This window comes from Microbacterium sp. NPDC057407 (assembly GCF_042803895.1).
In the GTDB taxonomy this organism is placed as follows: domain Bacteria; phylum Actinomycetota; class Actinomycetes; order Actinomycetales; family Microbacteriaceae; genus Microbacterium.
Genome location: NZ_JBHVCA010000002.1, coordinates 47,181 through 64,171 on the forward strand (window position 1 = coordinate 47,181; position 16,991 = coordinate 64,171).

Annotated in this window: 17 protein-coding genes; 16 read left to right on the forward strand and 1 reads right to left on the reverse strand. The window is 67.8% G+C overall.

Annotated elements, in window-relative coordinates; genetic code table 11:
• The first annotated feature begins 10 nt into the window (after positions 1-10).
• The 16 genes from ACFUTX_RS05030 (at position 11) to ACFUTX_RS05105 (ending at position 14,898) form a co-directional block, all read left to right on the forward strand.
• A complete protein-coding gene (locus ACFUTX_RS05030; RefSeq protein WP_378861107.1) occupies positions 11-709 on the forward strand; it encodes a copper resistance protein CopC in 699 nt (232 codons plus the stop codon).
• Positions 706-981 carry a zf-TFIIB domain-containing protein gene (locus tag ACFUTX_RS05035; RefSeq protein WP_378861109.1) on the forward strand — a complete coding sequence of 92 codons (276 nt, stop codon included), beginning with the start codon at positions 706-708 and terminating at the stop codon, positions 979-981. The genes ACFUTX_RS05030 and ACFUTX_RS05035 overlap by 4 nt, the downstream gene beginning before the upstream one ends.
• A 76-nt stretch (positions 982-1,057) precedes the next feature.
• Positions 1,058-1,606, forward strand: coding sequence for a signal peptidase II (locus ACFUTX_RS05040; RefSeq protein WP_378861111.1), 549 nt, complete (start codon positions 1,058-1,060; stop codon positions 1,604-1,606).
• Entirely contained in the window at positions 1,603-1,938 is a 336-nt protein-coding gene (locus tag ACFUTX_RS05045) for a DUF6804 family protein (RefSeq protein WP_378861113.1), read from the forward strand. Before ACFUTX_RS05040 ends, ACFUTX_RS05045 begins: the two co-directional genes overlap by 4 nt.
• Positions 1,935-2,534 carry a TlpA family protein disulfide reductase gene (locus ACFUTX_RS05050; protein ID WP_378861115.1) on the forward strand — a complete coding sequence of 200 codons (600 nt, stop codon included), beginning with the start codon at positions 1,935-1,937 and terminating at the stop codon, positions 2,532-2,534. The genes ACFUTX_RS05045 and ACFUTX_RS05050 overlap by 4 nt, the downstream gene beginning before the upstream one ends.
• Complete coding sequence (locus ACFUTX_RS05055; RefSeq protein ID WP_378861117.1) at positions 2,531-3,298, forward strand: cytochrome c biogenesis CcdA family protein; 768 nt, start codon at positions 2,531-2,533, stop codon at positions 3,296-3,298. Before ACFUTX_RS05050 ends, ACFUTX_RS05055 begins: the two co-directional genes overlap by 4 nt.
• The gene (locus tag ACFUTX_RS05060) at positions 3,279-4,967 is read left to right on the forward strand and encodes a cytochrome c biogenesis protein ResB (RefSeq protein WP_378861119.1); all 1,689 of its coding nucleotides are present in this window, start codon (positions 3,279-3,281) and stop codon (positions 4,965-4,967) included. Before ACFUTX_RS05055 ends, ACFUTX_RS05060 begins: the two co-directional genes overlap by 20 nt.
• Positions 4,964-5,905, forward strand: coding sequence for a cytochrome c oxidase assembly protein (locus tag ACFUTX_RS05065; RefSeq protein WP_378861121.1), 942 nt, complete (start codon positions 4,964-4,966; stop codon positions 5,903-5,905). The genes ACFUTX_RS05060 and ACFUTX_RS05065 overlap by 4 nt, the downstream gene beginning before the upstream one ends.
• 3 nt (positions 5,906-5,908) lie before the next feature.
• Positions 5,909-7,528, forward strand: a complete 1,620-nt coding sequence (lnt, locus tag ACFUTX_RS05070) for an apolipoprotein N-acyltransferase (RefSeq protein ID WP_378861123.1) — start codon at positions 5,909-5,911, stop codon at positions 7,526-7,528.
• Entirely contained in the window at positions 7,525-8,928 is a 1,404-nt protein-coding gene (locus ACFUTX_RS05075; protein WP_378861125.1) for a M23 family metallopeptidase, read from the forward strand. Before lnt ends, ACFUTX_RS05075 begins: the two co-directional genes overlap by 4 nt.
• A 22-nt stretch (positions 8,929-8,950) precedes the next feature.
• Entirely contained in the window at positions 8,951-9,826 is an 876-nt protein-coding gene (locus ACFUTX_RS05080; RefSeq protein WP_378861127.1) for a M23 family metallopeptidase, read from the forward strand.
• Between the two features lie 72 nt (positions 9,827-9,898).
• Positions 9,899-10,909 (forward strand): c-type cytochrome biogenesis protein CcsB, encoded by a 1,011-nt coding sequence (ccsB, locus tag ACFUTX_RS05085; RefSeq protein WP_375992672.1) that lies wholly within the window; start codon positions 9,899-9,901, stop codon positions 10,907-10,909.
• Between the two features lie 45 nt (positions 10,910-10,954).
• Complete coding sequence (locus tag ACFUTX_RS05090) at positions 10,955-11,647, forward strand: DUF3105 domain-containing protein (RefSeq protein ID WP_375992669.1); 693 nt, start codon at positions 10,955-10,957, stop codon at positions 11,645-11,647.
• Positions 11,644-12,327 (forward strand): DUF305 domain-containing protein, encoded by a 684-nt coding sequence (locus tag ACFUTX_RS05095; RefSeq protein ID WP_375992666.1) that lies wholly within the window; start codon positions 11,644-11,646, stop codon positions 12,325-12,327. Before ACFUTX_RS05090 ends, ACFUTX_RS05095 begins: the two co-directional genes overlap by 4 nt.
• 146 nt (positions 12,328-12,473) lie before the next feature.
• Positions 12,474-14,471: a cytochrome c oxidase assembly protein gene (locus ACFUTX_RS05100; RefSeq protein ID WP_375992664.1), complete on the forward strand. Its 1,998-nt coding sequence runs from the start codon at positions 12,474-12,476 to the stop codon at positions 14,469-14,471.
• Between the two features lie 19 nt (positions 14,472-14,490).
• Entirely contained in the window at positions 14,491-14,898 is a 408-nt protein-coding gene (locus tag ACFUTX_RS05105) for a DUF4307 domain-containing protein (protein ID WP_375992661.1), read from the forward strand.
• Positions 14,899-14,902: 4 nt separating this feature from the next.
• On the opposite strand, the gene ACFUTX_RS05110 is transcribed toward ACFUTX_RS05105, so the two are convergent.
• On the reverse strand, positions 14,903-16,939 hold the full coding sequence (locus ACFUTX_RS05110; RefSeq protein WP_375992659.1) for a heavy metal translocating P-type ATPase: 2,037 nt from the start codon (positions 16,937-16,939) through the stop codon (positions 14,903-14,905).
• Positions 16,940-16,991: the final 52 nt, after the last annotated feature.

The window sequence follows — 16,991 nt, forward strand, 5'->3', positions numbered from 1 at the left end:
GACCACCGCCTTGACCACCTTCACCGACCACGAACACCCGCACCGATCCGGGTCACGGAGACGGGTCCTCCTCCTGTCCACTCTGACGACGCTGCTGCTGGCCGCCGCGCTCCTGTTCGCCACCGCGGCACCAGCAGCCGCGCACGATGAGATCGTCTCCTCCTCCCCGGAAGCAGGATCCACGGTCAGCGTGGTCCCGGAGGAGATCTCGCTTACGTTCAGCGGCGAGATCCTCACCGATTTCAGCGCCGTGATCATCGAGGTGGTCGCCGCGGACGGGCAGAACATCGCATCGGGGGATCCGGTCGTCGACGGGACCACGGTCACCCAGGCGGTGACACCCGGTCAGGCGGGCGTGTACACGGTGCGGTGGCGAGTCGTCTCCAGCGATGGCCACCCGATCAGCAACGAGTACCAGTACACCGTCGAAGCGATCACCGTCCCCACCCCCGAAGCGACCGAGAAGCAGACACCCGACCCGTCTCCAAGGTCCACCGACACGACCGGCAATCCCGGTCACGGTGAGTCCTCCGGGGGTGGGGAGCTTCTGCCGATCTTGGCTGTCGCCAGCGGCGTGATCGTGCTGGGCGGTGCGCTGGTGGTCGTGCTCATGGTGGCCAGAGAGCGTCGTCGCCGCGACCGAGCAGCTGCTGATGTCGCGGATGGCGGACCCGCCGACGACCAGCAAAAGAAGGAGAACCCCTCATGAAGTGTCCGGTCGACGGCGCCGCCCTGCTGATCACGGAACGCTCCGGGGTCGAGATCGACTACTGCCCGCAGTGCCGGGGGGTGTGGCTGGACCGTGGCGAGCTCGACAAGATCATCGACCGCGCCGCCGACCTCGCCGGCGGCGGCCGGCAAATCAGCACCGCCCCCCATCCGCGGGAGGGCGACCACCCTTCAGACCGCGACAGGGATCATCACGGTCGCTCCGGGCGTCGGCGGAAGGAAGGGTTCCTCGGTGACCTCTTCGACTTCTGACGCCAAGGGTCTCTTCCTGATAGCTGGTCTGATGACCGACGTGTCAGGGGCCTCGCGAACGCACGATGAGCCGCTGATGGTTCGTGAGCAGACCCGCCGGTTCGCCGTCGCGTGCCTTGCCACCGCTGTGGTGATCCTGGTCGAACAGGCGACGAAAGCGGCCGCACTGCAAGGTTTGAGTCAGGAGGAGCGGATCCCGCTGCTCGGGGATCTGCTCGGGCTGCAGCTCGCGTTCAACCCCGGTGCGATCCTCTCCCTCGGCGCCGGGGTCACCGGGCTGCTCACACTCCTCGGGGTCGCTGCCGTGGTGCTACTGGTCATCGCCGCCGCGCGGGCTCGGAACGCATGGTGGGCGCTGGGGATCGGCCTGATCCTGGGAGGCGCGATCGGGAATCTGATCGACCGGCTGTTCTCCCCACCCGGGTTCGGGGTCGGGCACGTCACCGACTTTCTCGCCTACGGGAACCTGTTCATCGGCAACCTCGCCGACGTCGCCCTCGGCGCCGGCGTCATCGTCCTCGGCCTGAGCCTGTGGGTCCGTCACCGCCGCGCCCGCGCGAGCGCAGCGGACGGTGCGACGACCGGTGCGCCGCCCGCTGCGGGCTCCGTGGTGAGCGCGTCATGATGGCCAAGCAGCGCACTCCGTCCGTGTACCAGCGCAACGCGTTCGCGCCGGGGCTGCTCGCGGCGGCGGTGTTGTTCCTTGCGCCGGTGCTGATGGGCGGGGACTGGTTCACGGTGGTTCTGTTCGTCGCGGCCATCTTCGCGGTCATCGTGGGGTGGTTCGCGATCCAGGCGCGGCAGTGGTGGTGGCTGCCGGCGTTTGCGGTGATCGTGGTGATCTGGAACCCGGTGTTCCCGTTCCCGTTCTCCGGTCCTGTGTGGACAGCCGCGCAGCCGGTCGCCGCGGTCGTGTTCCTCGTTGCCGGCGCCCTGATCAAAGTCAAGCGCGCATGATCCGCCGCCACGTCCTTGTCGCCGTGACCCTGGTCGCGGCGTTGCTGCTGGCCGGGTGCACGTCCGGCGACTCGCTCGCGGAGCAGTACCGGGACGGGAACGAGAAGGGCTACATCGCTGGCGACTTCCAGGTCGTCGAGATCCCGGATCCCGACCGCGGCGAGCCGGTGGTGTTCGAGGGGGTCACCGAGACCGGCGAGACGGTGACCAGTGACGACTACCGCGGCGGGGTGCTCGTGGTGAACTTCTGGTACGCCGCGTGCGGGCCGTGCATCGTCGAAGCGCCCCTGCTCGAGGAGGTCTGGCAGGAGTATCAGGACCAGGGCGTGGCGTTCCTCGGGGTGAACACCTACGACCAGCCCGCCACCGCGCTGTCGTTCGCCCGTGACAACAACGTCACCTACCCGAGCGTGATCGACGTGAACGACGGACGCGTCAAGCTCGCGTTCGCGCAGGTCACCCCGATCCAGGCCACCCCGACCACGCTGGTCATCGACCGGGAGGGGCGGGTCGCGGCGCGGATTATCGGTCAGCTGGCCAGCGCGTCGATCCTGTCCACCCTGGTCGCCGACACCCTCGCTGAGGGCATCACATGAATCCGGGAGCGGTGATCGTCGACGGCGCTCTGTGGGTCGCTGTCCCGGTCGCGATCCTCGCCGGGCTGGTCTCGTTCGTGTCCCCGTGCGTGCTGCCGCTGGTGCCGGGCTACCTCGGCTACCTCGGCAGTACCACCACGACATCCATGGCCCCCGCGGTGGACGGGGGGCGCACGGTGACGGCGGAGCGCGCTCGGCTGTTGCTGGGCGTGGGCTTGTTCATCGCTGGGTTCACGGTGGTGTTCGTCGCCGTTACGATCCTCGGCGGCACCTTCGGGTACCTGCTGCTGCAATACGCCAATGTGCTCACTCGCGTCTTCGGGGTCGCCATTATCGCCCTGGGTCTGGTGTTCCTCGGGTTCTTCGGCATCGCCCAGCGCACCCTCCGCCCCCGGGCCCAGCGCAAGGCTGGACTGATCGGGGCGCCGTTGCTCGGGTTCGCGCTCGGCGTCGGTTGGACACCGTGCATCGGTCCGACGCTCGCAGCGATCATCTCGATGTCGTGGAACCTCGGCGACCCTGCCCGCGCGGGCCTGCTCGGGCTCGCGTACTCGCTGGGCCTGGGCATCCCGTTCCTGATCCTCGCGGCCGGATGGGGGTGGGCGTCTCGATCGGTGACGTTCCTGCGCCGCCACATCCGCGCCCTGAACATCATCGGCGGGGCCATGCTCATCGCTCTCGGCTTGCTGATGGTGACCGGGCTGTGGATGGCGCTGATGTCGCAGCTGCAACAGGTGGTGATCAATGTCCCCCTCCCGCTCTGACACCGGCACCGACGTCACCGCCGACCCGCTGCGCCCCGGCGACCACGCCGACAGTGAATCCGCGACGGAGATCACCCAGCCGGCGCTTGGCATCACGGGATGGTTGCGGTGGGCGTGGCGGCAGTTGACCAGCATGCGCACCGCGCTGGTGCTGCTGCTGTTCCTCGCGATCGCCGCCGTGCCCGGGTCGCTGTTCCCGCAACGCAGCGCCGACCCCAACGGCGTCATCCAGTGGGAGCGGGACAACCCCGACGTGTTCCCGCTGGCGGACGCGGTGAGCCTGTTCGACGTGTACGTATCGCCGTGGTTTTCCGCGATCTACCTGCTGCTGTTCATCTCCCTAATCGGTTGCGTGATTCCGCGGGCGAAGCACCACTACAAGGCGCTGCGCGCCCGCCCGCCGCGCACTCCGGTGCGGTTGTCGCGCCTGTCCGAGTACCGCGAACTCACCCTGACCGCGGACGCGAAGCAGACCGATCCGGCCGCGCACGCGGTTCAGGTCGCGGCAGCGCAACTGCGTAAATCCGGGTACCGGGTGGAACGCTACGACGCCAGCGGCGTCGCGTCAGTGTCGGCGGAACGCGGATATCTGCGGGAGACCGGCAACCTGATCTTCCACGTCGCGCTTGTTGGGGTGCTGGTATCAGTCGCGATCGGCGGGTCGTTCGCGTACACGGGGCAGAGGGTCGTTGTTGAGGGCACTACGTTTGTGAACGCGCTCAGCGACTACTCCTCGTTCAACCCCGGCCGGTTCGTCGACGGCACGGGCCTCGCCCCATATTCGCTGACCCTCGACGACTTCCAGGTCTCCTATCGACTGCCCGGTACGCCCGGCGCAGGCCAAGCCGGCGACTTCTCCGCCGACCTCACGATCCGACAGCCTGGTCAAGGTGACCGATTGCAGAGCGTGATCGTGAACTACCCGATCACCGTCGAAGGTGACCGGATCTACCTGCTTGGCAACGGCTACGCCCCCACCCTCACGATCCGCGACGCCGCCGGCGAGGTGGTGTATAGCGAGTCGCAACCGTTCCTGCCGCAGGACTCCAACATGACCTCACTGGGGATCATCAAGATCCCGGACGGGCTGCCCGAACAGGTCGGCCTGGTCGGGTTCTTCTACCCCACCCAGGGGGTGCTGCCCTCCGGCGCGTTCACCTCCGTCTACCCGGACGTGGTCAACCCGGTGCTCACCCTCAACGTGTTCAGCGGGGATCTCGGCATCGACGACGGCACCCCAAGGTCGGTGTACACGCTCGAGGTCGACGGGCTCACCCAGCACACCGGCGGCGACACCGCCGCCGACTCCCTCGAGCTCACCCCCGGCGCCACCGTCGACCTGCCGAATGGATGGGGCACCATCACTTGGGAGGAGGTCGCGGCGGAGCAACCAGTGAAGCGGTTCGCGTCGCTGCAGATCCAACGCGACCCCAGCAGCGGCTGGGTGCTCGCGTTCTCCGTGCTCGCCACCCTCGGCCTGTTCGCCGGCCTGTTCGTGCCCCGCCGCCGGCTCTGGGTGAAAGCCCGCACCACCCCGGACGGCGTGCACGTAGAGTACGGCGGCCTGGCCCGCGGAGAAGACCCCGCGCTGGCTCGCGCCGTCGACGAGTTCGTCTCCCACCACGCGCAGACCCTCCGCCTAGACCCGCCAGTGAAGGGCACGCCGTGACGACAGTGTGGATCCCGGATGCCCCGCCGACTTTGGGCGGGTTCCTCACCCCGGCCCCAATTCCGGCCCCGGTGCTACCGCTCCTCGCGGGACTCCTCGCGGTCGCCTACCTGGCCGGCGCGATCCGGATGTGGGTGCGCGGCCGCGGCTGGCCGGTGTGGCGGACGGTCAGCTTCCTGCTCGGCTGCGTCGCCCTCGCCGCGGTCACCGGGCTGGCGGTGGAGAACTACGGGTACGCCCTGTTCTCGGTGTTCATGTTCCAGCAGCTCACCCTGATGATGGCGATCCCGCCGCTGCTGGTCCTCGGCTCTCCCGGCACCCTGCTGCTACGCGCTACCCCGCACCACGGCCCCGGTCTCTTGGCGCTCCGCGCCGCGCATGCCGGGCTGCGCAGTCGCACCGCACGGTGGCTGCTCAGCCCGTGGCTGGCGGTGCCGCTATACCTGGCCGCGTTTTACGGTCTGTACCTGGCGAACTTCGCCGACCCGATCCTGTCCACCGTCATCGGCCATACCCTCCTCGAGGTCGGGTTCCTGGTCGCCGGGATGCTGTTCACCATCCCGATCCTGTCGTCGGACCCGCTGCCGGTGCGGATGAGTCACGGCGGCCGCACCCTGGACGTGTTCGCCGAGGCCGCCCTGCACGCCTTCTTCGGCGTCTTCCTGATGATGGCCACCACTACCCTCATCGACGGGTTCGCCGGCCCGACGAGCGCGCTGGGCATCGACCCGATCGAAGACCAGCGCCTCGCCGGCGGGCTGGCCTGGTCCTACGGCGAGGCCCCCACCTTGCTGATGCTCATCTACGTCATGCACCGCTGGTTCCGCGACGACACCGCCCAGGCGGTCGCCGCCGACCGTCGCGCCGACGCACACGGCGACCCTGAGCTCGACGCGTACAACGACTACCTCACCCGACTCCACCAGAAAGACACCTGACCGATGCGCACGACCCTGCCGACACCCGCCCCGGCCGCCGCGCCGGAGCAGGAGACGCCGCGCCGCGCCGTTGCGGCATGGTCGCTGCCGGTGTGGGCGGCGGTGCTGGCATCCGCGGCCGCCGGCCTGCTGCTGGATCTCGCCTCCGCACCGGTGGGATGGTGGCCGTTGACGTTCGTGAGTGTCACGGTCGCCCTGGTGGCCCTGATCGGCCGCAGCATCGGCGAGGCGTTGCTGGTCGGCACTGTGTTCGGCGCCGTGTTCTACACGACCCATCTGGTGTGGGTGGGGGAGTTCCTCGGCCCGGTGCCGTGGCTTGCCCTCGCCGGGATGGAAGCGGTCCTGTTCGGCGCGGGCGCGGTGCCGATCGCGCTCGCCCACCGGTGGACCGTCCGCTATCCGGCCCGCGGGCTCGTGCAGCTGCTCGCGGTACCTCCGCTGATCGCGGTTCTGTGGACGGCCCGTGAGGTGGTGATGGGTGCGTGGCCGTACTCCGGGTTCCCGTGGGCGCGCCTCGGGATGACCCAGGTGGGCGGGCCGCTCGCGGAGGTCGCGTCGTGGACGAGCGTGACCGGCCTGTCGCTGCTGATCGTCATTCTGTGCGCCTCGGTGGTGCAGTGGATCCGCGCCGGCGGCATCCGCTTCATGCTCGGGTTGCACCCTGCCGTGAGCGTCGCTGTTCTCCTGGTCGTGACACCGCAGTTCCCCACCGCGCCGGCCGGGGAGTTCCGGGTCGGATGGGTGCAGGGCAACGGCCCCACCGGGTACTTCGACGACAAGGCGCCCGGCGACGTCCTGGCCGCACAGACCGCCGCCACGGTGCCGCTGTACGGGCAGCCGATGGATCTGCTGGCCTGGCCGGAGGGCGGCGTCGACGCCGACCCGCTCAGTGATCCCGCCGCCGCCGAGGCGTTGGACCGGGTCGTGCGCTCGGCCGGGGCGCCGTTGCTGATGAACGCCGCCACCACCCGCGGCGACGAGGTGTTCAACACGTCCCTGCTGTGGACCGCGGATCCCACGGGCCGGCAGTGGCACGACAAGGTCAACCCGGTCCCGTTCGGGGAGTACGTGCCGGACCGGTGGTTCTACGAGCTGATCGTCCCCGACCTGGTCGGACTGATCCAACGCGAGTACACCCCGGGCACCAACCCGCCCATCGTGCAGGTCGGCGACGTCGGGGTGGGGTTGGCGATCTGCTTCGACGTGATCTACGACGCCGTGATCTGGGACGCCGCCCGCGCCGGCGCAGAGGTGTTCGTGTTCCAGACCAACAACGCCGACTTCCGTGGCACCGACGAGAACCTGCAGCAACTCGCGTTCGCCCGGATGCGCGCCATCGAAACCGGCCGCGCGGTCGTCAACGTCTCCACGGTGGGCACCAGCCAGGTCATCACCCCGAACGGCACCACCCTCGACAGCATCGGCGTCGACACCGCTGACGCGTCGATCAGCACCGTCCCGCTGCGCACCGGACTCACCCCGGCGGTGATCCTCGGTCCCTGGCTCACCGCTCTCATCCTCGTCGCAGCCACCGGTGCCCTCACTGCGGCGGGTTTGTCACACCGGGCCCGCCTTCTTGCGGGCGGCAGAGAACGCCAGGTTGATCGGAGGAGACGTTCATGAGCACGTCAAGGATGAGTTTCGTCGCAAACCGATCTCGTTCGGTGCCGGCAACCCAGACCGAGAGCAGCAATCCACCGGTTGTCGGCGAGCCACTGGCTGAGGAACGCGGATGCGCGCCGACGCCCGCCGAGAGCAGGACCTTCGGATACGGGGTGAGTCGACGCACTCTGCTGACGGCGGGGACAACGAGCCTGGTAGCGGTTGTGGTCGGCGGCCCAATGCTGCCGGCCGCATTCGCGGCGACCTATCCGTCGTGGGAGGACGTGCAGGCTGCGAAGGCCAACCAGGCGACCAAGGCCGCCGAGGTGCAACGCATCCAGGGCCTCATCCAGAGCCTCACCGGGCAGGTGGCGAGCACCCGAGCCGCCGCAGAGCAGGCGGCCGACGCGTTCTACACCGCCCAGCAGGAGTACTTCGACGCGTCCATCCGCGCGGACGCGTTGCAGGCCCAGGCCGATGAACAAGCAGCGAATGCGACTGACGCGGCGAACGAAGCCGGACGGGTCGCCGCGCAGCTGTACCGCGATGGAGGCGACAAGACCACCCTCGAGCTGTTCTTCGCAGGGTCGGCGGATACAGCGGACGACCTGCTTTCCCGGCTGGGCGTGATGGACAAGCTCCTCGAACGGAACCAGGTGGTCTACGCTGCGGCACTCACTGCTCGCGATGCGGCGCAAAGCCTCACCGATCAAGCCGTGGTGGCCCGTGAGGAGCGCGACCGGCTGAAGCAGACCGCCGAGCAGAAGATGATCGAGTCGCAGCGAGCCGCCGAAGCGGCGCAGGCCGCGCTGGACGCTCAGACACTTCACCTTGACGAATTGCGAGCACAACTGGCTGCCCTCGAGGACACGACGGCGAAGACTATCGCCGATTATCAGGCCGGGGTGGAAGCCGCCCGTATCGCCGAGGAGCGGCGGCGAGCGGCACAGCGCGCCGAAGCGGAACGGCTCGCGGCATCGGGCGGAGGTGGAGGTGTGGTCGCTTCCGGATGGGCGCGGCCGACATCCGGGCGGCGCACGTCCGGGTTCGGGCCGCGCAGCTCGCAGTGCGGCAACGGGTACTGCTCAACCAGCTATCACTACGGCGTCGATCTGAGCGGCGGCTGCAACTCAGGGATCTACGCCGCCGCAGCGGGCACCGTCGTCTACGCCGGCTACAACGGCGGCTATGGAAACTACATCAAGATCGACCATGGTGGCGGAATCGGCACCGGATACGCGCACATTCGTAACGGCGGGTTCCACGTGCGATATGGCCAACGAGTGAACGCGGGCGACCTGATCGGCAGCGAAGGCAATACCGGCAACGCGTTCGGCTGCAACCTGCATTTTGAGGCCTACGTCAACAATGCGCCGGTCAACCCGGTGCACTTCCTCGCCGCCCGCGGCGTCTCCATCTGACCCCGAACCGAAGGAGGAATTAGTGACTGAACCGATTACCCAGCGAGACGGCGCCCAGGCTCCGACGCCCCCCACGCGCCGCAGCCTCCGCCGCGCCCGACACCTGCGACCCACCAGCATGACCACGGACCCCGTGCGCAGGGTGCCGGCGGAGGCGCTCGCCCGCCGCAAGAGCATCGTGCTACGGCCGGTCCGGTCCCTGGCCGCTCTCGCGGCGGTCGCAGGCCTGGTCACGGCCTTCGCGCTCCCCGGATATGCTGCCTGGCAGCCCGCGGACGTCGAGGTCTCGACGCTGCAGCAAGTCGCGTCCGATAACGCCCAATCCTTGGTCGTCGCCTCCGACTCAGTCGAGACACAACTCACACGGGAGAGTTACGCGGCCACGACTCAGGCGGAGATCGACCAGAAGAAGGCGGCAGAAGCAGCCGCAGAGCGTGCGCGGGCCTCTGCAATGGTCGCCTCGGTGCCGTTCGACTACAGCATTGTGCCGCCAGGCAACGGATCAGTGCGGTGGCCGGTGGGCGGCCCGTTCACAGTAACGGACAGGTTCGGTTCTCGAGGCGGCGCGCATATGGGCACCGACATGGTTGCCGCTGGCGGAACCCCCGTCTACGCGTCGCTCGACGGTGTCGTGCGGATCTCGCAGGACAGCTATGGCGGCTACGGAGTCACCGTTGTCCTGGAGTCCGTCCTGAACGGGCAGCGGGTGAGCACGGTCTACCCGCACATGCGGACCGGAAGCCGGCAGGTCGTACCTGGCCAGGTTGTCGCAGCCGGGCAGCTGGTTGGACTCGTCGGCAGCACCGGACGCTCCACCGCGAACCACCTGCACTTCGAGGTGTACATAGACGGCACCGCCGTCGACTCTCTCGCCTGGCTGGAAGCGAACGCGGGCTGACCATGTCGTGGACGAAATCGTCGCGCGATCACGCCGATTCCTTGAGCGCAACGACGAAGTGGATGACTTCCTATGACCGGAACTGACGTGCTCTCCCTCGACGGCATCTCGCTGCTGCTGGTGTGGACGGCGATCGCCACCTACCTGTTCGCATTCATCGCGTACGCCGTCGATCTTTCCCAACGATCGGTCCCTGCCAGCACCCCGCGGCGGGAGCCGGCTCTGGTCGGCGCCGCTGCAACGGCGAGCCCCCAGACCGAGGGCACACGGAGTGGTCAGGTGGATAGCGTTCGCATTCTGCCCGCGCAGCGACCGCGGCTGCTGTGGGCGCGGATCGGGACGTCACTGACGGTCCTCGCGTTCCTGTTCCACCTGGCCGGAACCATCTTGCGCGGCGTCGCAGCTGAGCGCGTGCCCTGGGCGAACATGTACGAGTTCGCCCTCACCGGCACCGTCCTGATCGTCGCCGTCTACCTGCTGGTGCTGCTCCGCTACGACCTCCGCTTCCTGGGCGCATTCCTGATCGGAATGATCGTGCTGCTGCTGGGCGGGGCTACCATCACGTTCTACGTCGACGTGGTCCCGCTGATGGACCCGCTCAAGAGCGTCTGGCTGGTAATCCACGTCTTCGTCGCCTCGCTAGCCACCGCCCTGTTCGCGATCGCCTGCGGCCTCGCGGTCACTCAGCTCATGCAAACCCGCCGGGAACGGCGCGACCACGCAACCTCGGCTCGTGCCCGTGCCCCCCGTTTCCTGGCGACGCTACCGGCCGCGGACACCCTCGAGGCCCTCGCGTACCGGTTCGTGATCGTGGGTTTCGTGTTCTGGACCTTCACCCTGATCGCCGGCGCGATCTGGGCCAACGACTCCTGGGGACGTTACTGGGGCTTCGACACCAAGGAAGTGTGGACCTTCGTCATCTGGGTGCTCTACGCGGGGTACATCCATGCCCGCGCGACCAGAGGCTGGCGCGGCACCCGCTCCGCTTGGCTGTGCATCATCGGCTTCCTCACCGTGCTGTTCAACTTCACCATCGTGAACATGTTCTTCAAGGGATTGCACGCATACTCCGGCCTCAACTGAGTCCTCCTCCCTAGTCCGCCCGACCCCCCGAACGAAAGCGCAAGCATGACCCCGAACGACTCGAATCCGGCCAACCGACCCCAGCAGGGCCAGCTGACCGTCAAGCAACAGCGCGAGCAGAAGCGCCAAGCGAAACTGGCCGAGTACCAGAAGCAGATCGCCAAACGCCGTCGCAGCAAGCTGGTTTGGTGGGTCGTCGGATCCACGTCAGCGGTTGTGATCATCGGCCTCGTTGTCGCCTCCGTTGTGCTCGCCCCGTCGCCGCCAAGACAGTACGAGGCGGGAAGCGAGGGGGCGACGATCGAAGGCGTCGAAACCTTCGAGAACACGGCTGAGCACGTCGAGGGTGTTGTCGAGTACGAGCAGAGCCCTCCGGCGGGCGGTCCACACAATGCTGTCTGGTTGAACTGCGGCATCTATGACCAACCGGTTCCGAACGAGAACGCTGTCCACTCCATGGAGCACAGCGCCGTGTGGGTGACCTACGACCCCGACGAGGTGGCGGGCGAGGAGCTCGCAGCGCTGAAGAGCCATCTGCCCTCCACCTATGTCGTGCTCTCCCCATATGAGGGGCTGGATGCGCCGGTAGTGCTGTCCAACTGGAACCAGCAGCTGAAGGTCGACTCGGCGGACGACGAGCGTATTGGCGCCTTCTTCGAAGAGTACTGGCGCAGCCAGAACGCCCCCGAGCCGAACGCCGCCTGCACCGGGGCGTACGACGCACCGGGAAAGCAATGAACCACATCGAAGACATCGACGCGTCCGCACCCCGGCGGTGGCGGCGGTGGGGAGTCGTCCTTCTCATCCTCATTGCGGTCGGCGCGCTGACCTTCGCTGTGGGACGCTTTTCGACCTTCGGATCGCAAGGCGCGGCCACGCCGGGTACCGACTCTCCCGAGGCGGGCTTCTCACGCGACATGCAGGTGCATCACGCGCAGGCCATAGAAATGGCCATGGAGATCTACCGCAAGACGACCGATGACGAACTGAGGATCCTCGCGTATGACGTCGCCACCGGGCAGGCTGGCCAGCGCGGCGAGATGTACGACTGGCTCGTGCAGTGGGGCCTGCCGCAGTCCGGTGGTCCGATGATGCAATGGATGGATGCCTCTCCAAGCGGCAGCGGCCACACGATGTCCGATGGTGCAGCCATGACGGAGGAACAGGCACGCATCGAAATGGGCATGGCGTCAGCTGACGAGATCGCCGCCCTCAAGGGTGCGACCGGGCCGCAAGCCGACTGTCTATTTCTCGAGCTGCTGATTCGTCACCACGAAGGCGCCATGCCGATGGCAGCGGCACTCTCCGAACTCGGCTCGGATCCGCGTGCCTTGGCTGTCGCAGAGAGCATCGAGAAGGGACAAACAGCCGAGATCAGCGCAATGAAGTCCATCCAGGCGCGAATGGGCTGCGAATAGCACCCGAGTCCACTCGCCTGCGGCTGGTGCAACGATCCGCGTGACCCCGTATGGCCCAGAACGGAAGAACAACCTTGACGACAACGCCGAAAGAGCATCGAAGACTCGTGGGTGGCGGGCAACCCGGTACACGCCGCGCCGACGTGATGCCGCGCAGCAATGAGGTGAATCACCGCACGCTGCGGGTTGCGGGGCCGATGATCCTCGTTGGAGCGGCACTCGTCTCCCTGGTCGGCGCACTAGCACTCGGTGGCGGCGCGGCGCCGCTTCCGCTCGGCGATGCCGGTCCGTTCGTGCGATGGGGGCTTCCGGTCGCGAAGCTGCTGGTGAACCTTGCCGCCGCCGGAATGGTCGGCGTTCTCGTGACGGCGCTGTTCGCACTCCGGTCCGGAGAGCGCGAGTTCGACGTCGCCCTCGATGCCGCTTCGATCTCCGCCGCCGTGTTCACCGTTGCGGCGGGCGCGACCGCGTTCCTCACGTTCCTCAGCGTGTTCAACCCTGCGATCGACGTCGGACCGCAGTTCGGTGCCCAACTCGGACAGTTCCTCGTGGAACTGGAAGTCGGCAGGACGTGGCTGATTACCACTGTCGCGGGCGCTGCACTCACTGTGCTGATCTTCGCGGTGCGGTCCTGGGTCGGAACGCTTCTGGTCGCCCTGCTGGCGGTGGCGTCGCTCGTGCCGATGGGGACGCAGGGGCACTCGGGTGATGACGCTCTTCATCACGAGGCGATGATGGCCCTGATCCTGCACATCATCGCTGCTGCGGTGTGGCTGGGCGGTCTGCTCCTGCTCGTCATCGTCCGTCCGGTCCTCGAGCGTCCCCGCGTTCCCGATGTGATCGCCCGATACTCGAGCATTGCCCTGGCAGCGTTCGTGCTCGTAGCCGTCTCCGGCACAGTACGCGCAGCCATCGGCCTGCAGGAGTGGTCGGACCTGCTGTCTCCCTACGGGGCGATCTTGACGGTCAAGGTCGTCGCGCTCATCGGGCTCGGGCTGTTCGGCGCGTGGTACCGCACGCGTTTAATCGTTGGCATGCGCCGCACTGACGCCGCATCTCGCCCGTTTTGGACTCTGGTCGTGTTCGAGCTCGCGTTGATGGGCGTCGCAAGCGGCGCCGCCGCGGCGCTAGCCCGCACCCCGCCGCCCAACCCGGCCGCGCCTCCCGAGGTCCCCTCGCCAGCCGAACGGCTCACCGGTGCGCCGCTGCCTCCGGAGTTGACGCCTGATCGCTGGCTCACCGCGTGGAACATCGACCTGCTGTGGGCCGTCGCCGCCGGGTTCGGCGTGTTCTTCTACCTCGTCGGCGTGTGGCGCCTGCGCCGCCGCGGCGACCGGTGGCCGATCTACCGCACGATCATGTGGGTCGCCGGCCTTCTGCTGCTCGTGTGGGTCACCGGCGGCGTGATCAACGTGTACCAGGACTACCTCTTCAGCATCCACATGGTCGGTCACATGCTGCTGACGATGGCGATCCCCGTGCTACTCGTGGCGGGCGCGCCCGTCACGCTCGCCGCACGCGCGATCCGCAAACGCGACGACGGCACGCGGGGCGGACGCGAATGGATCCTCTGGGCGGTGCACTCGCCGGTGGCGCGCGTGCTCACCAACCCCTTCGTCGCCGCAGGGCTGTTCATCGGGTCGCTGTGGGTCTTCTACTACACCGATCTCTTCCGCTGGTCGCTCTACGACCACCTGGGGCACGAGTTGATGGTGGCGCACTTCCTGTTCACCGGCTATCTCTTCGCGTTGACGCTGATCGGCGTCGACCCCATGCCCTACCGGCTGCCCTACCCGGGCCGCCTGTTGCTCCTCATCGGCATCATGGCCATGCACGCCTTCTTCGGCATCGCGCTCATGATGCAGTCCGGGCTCATGGTCGCGGAGTGGTTCGGCTCGATGGGGCGCACGTGGGGGCTGTCGCCGCTCGAGGACCAGTACCTCGGGGGTGGTGTCGCGTGGTCGATCGGCGAGATCCCGACCCTGATCCTCGCCATTACCGTCGCCATCCAGTGGAGCCGCACGGACGCGCGCGATCAGAAGCGGCGCGACCGCCACGCCGACCGGACGAACGACGCCGAGCTCGAGGCCTACAACGCCCACCTCGCTGAACTCGCGAATCGGGACGCTCCCGCTCGCGGCTGACCGTCCAAGGAGACCCCCCATGACGACGAAGAAGGAGCTCGACGAGCGCTACGGTCGTTCTCGGCGCCCCGTCCGCCGCCGCGTATTCTGGACCGTTGTCGCGGGCGCGGCGGTATTTTCCGTAATCGCTCTTTCGTGGCTGACCATTTCCAACTCACTCGACGAAGTCGGATTCGACGAGACGGGCTTCGAGGTGGTCGATGCACGGACCCTGACCGTGTCCTTTCAGGCCACCCCACCCGCCGGAGTTGCGTTCGCGTGCGCTGTCCAGGCGTTGGACGAGGACTTCGGCATCGTGGGCTGGCGGGTGGTTGAGTATCCGGCGTCGGAGGCGACCACGCGGGCCTTCGTTGAAACGATCCCGACCGTCGCAGCGGCGACGACCGGGACCGTTCATTCCTGCTGGGTCGTGTCCGCCGAAAGATAGCCGCTCAAGCGTTCGGCCTGTCCTCGTGGTCGATGCCATGGTGCTCCTTGTCCCGCTCGAAGTTGAGCAGGCGAAGTGCGTTGGCCACGACGATCAGGGTGGAGCCCTCGTGGATCAGCACGACGGCGCCGATGTTCAGTCCCAGGAAGGTGGCGAGGATGAGGAAGGCGACGATCGCGAGGCTGGCAATGAGGTTCTGCCGGATGATGCGGCTGGTCGCGCGGCTGAGTCGAAGGGCGAACGGGACGCGGCCGAGGTCGTCACTCATCAGGGCGATGTCGCAGGTTTCCAGTGCGACGGTCGAGCCCGCCGCACCCATCGCGATGCCTACGTCGGCGCGAGCCATGGCGGGGGCGTCGTTGACGCCGTCGCCGACCATCGCAATCGGTCGGTGGGATTCAGCAAGGCGGGTGATCTCGGCGACCTTGTCCTCAGGGAGGAGTTCGCCGATTGCCGTGTCGACGCCGACTTCCCGGCCGACCGCATCCGCGACGCGCTGGTTGTCTCCGGAGATCATCACGAGCTGCCCCACGTTCGCAGCCCGGAGTGCGCTGAGTACCTGAGCGGACTCGGCACGTGAGGCATCCATCACTCCTACGATGCCAAGGAATCGTTCACCTCGGCGGACGATCATCAGCGTCTGCCCGGAGTCCCGCGCCTCCGTGTACGCGTCGGCGAGACCGCCGGTAAGCGTGAGCTGTTGCTCGTCGAACATGCGCAGGTTGCCGACATCGACCCGCTCGCCGTCGATCGTCGCCGTAACGCCCCGGCCGACGACCGCGTTCAGGTCTGTCGCGGTGAGACGCTCGGCCGGGGGGACACGGGGCTCGAGGTCGCGGACGATCGCCTCGGCCAGCGGGTGATCGCTGAGCGCTTCGACGGCGACCAGAGTGCGGATCAGCTCCGTCTCTGGAACGTCGGTGGCAGGCGTGACGGACGTCACCCGGGGGGCACCCCAGGTCAGGGTGCCGGTCTTGTCGAACGCCATCGCCTTGACCCGTCCGAGCGTCTCGAGCGGCGCGCCGCCCTTGACGAGCACGCCGGCACGCGCAGCACGGGCTACACCCGCCAGCACCGCAGCCGGTGTCGCGATCGCGAGAGCGCAGGGGCTGGCGGCGACAAGCACCGTCATGGCGAGGTAGAACGCGTCGGGGAACGGTTGCGCGAACGCGAGCCAGGAGATCAGGAGCGTGACGGCGACCCCGAGGATCACGGCGGGCACGTACCAACGCTGGAACCGGTCGATGAACTGCTGTGTGGGGGAGGCGGCCTGGTCGGCGGAGCGGACGAGCTCGACGACCTTGCTGAGCGTCGAGTCCGCGGAGGTCGCGGTGACCTCGACCTCGAGCACGCCGGACCCGTTCACGGTGCCGGCGAACACGCGGTTGGCGGCGGGCAGGGTGTCGACGGTGCGCATCGCCCGCTCCGGGTCGGCGACCGGCTCCTTTTCCACCGGGATCGACTCCCCGGTGACCGCGGACTGATCCACCGCGGACACCCCGGAGATCACGAACCCGTCGGAGGGGATGCGGGAGTTCGGGCGGATGACGACGATGTCGCCGACGACGATCTCCTCCACCGGCACCTCTACCGGCTCGTCCCCGCCGCGGCGCACCAGGGCGCTGCGGGGGGCGAGCTCGGCGAGCGATTCGATGGACTTGCTGGCACGGCTGAGGGCGTACTCCTCGAGCGCGTGGCCGAGGCTGAACAGGAACAGCAGCACCGCCCCTTCCGCCCACCGGCCGATGAGCGCGGCGCCGATCGCGGCCACCAGCATGAGGAAGTCGACCTCGAACTTCCCTCGCATTGTCGAGGCGATCGCGGTGCGGAACGTGAAGAACCCACCGAAGAAGTAGGTGGCGAGGAAGAACACCAACGGCCACCCAACCATCGGCAGCCCCAACGCAAACTCGGCGATCATTCCGCCGGCGTAGGTCACGCCCGCGGCGATCGCGAACCACAGCTCCCATCGGGCCGAACCGTGGGAATGGTTGTGCGTCTCCGCAGCGGGCGCGGTAGTCGTCGGAGAGGAAGCAGTCATGTCAACAAGATACATCATAAGATCATGATATGTTGTACTTGTGAATGATTAT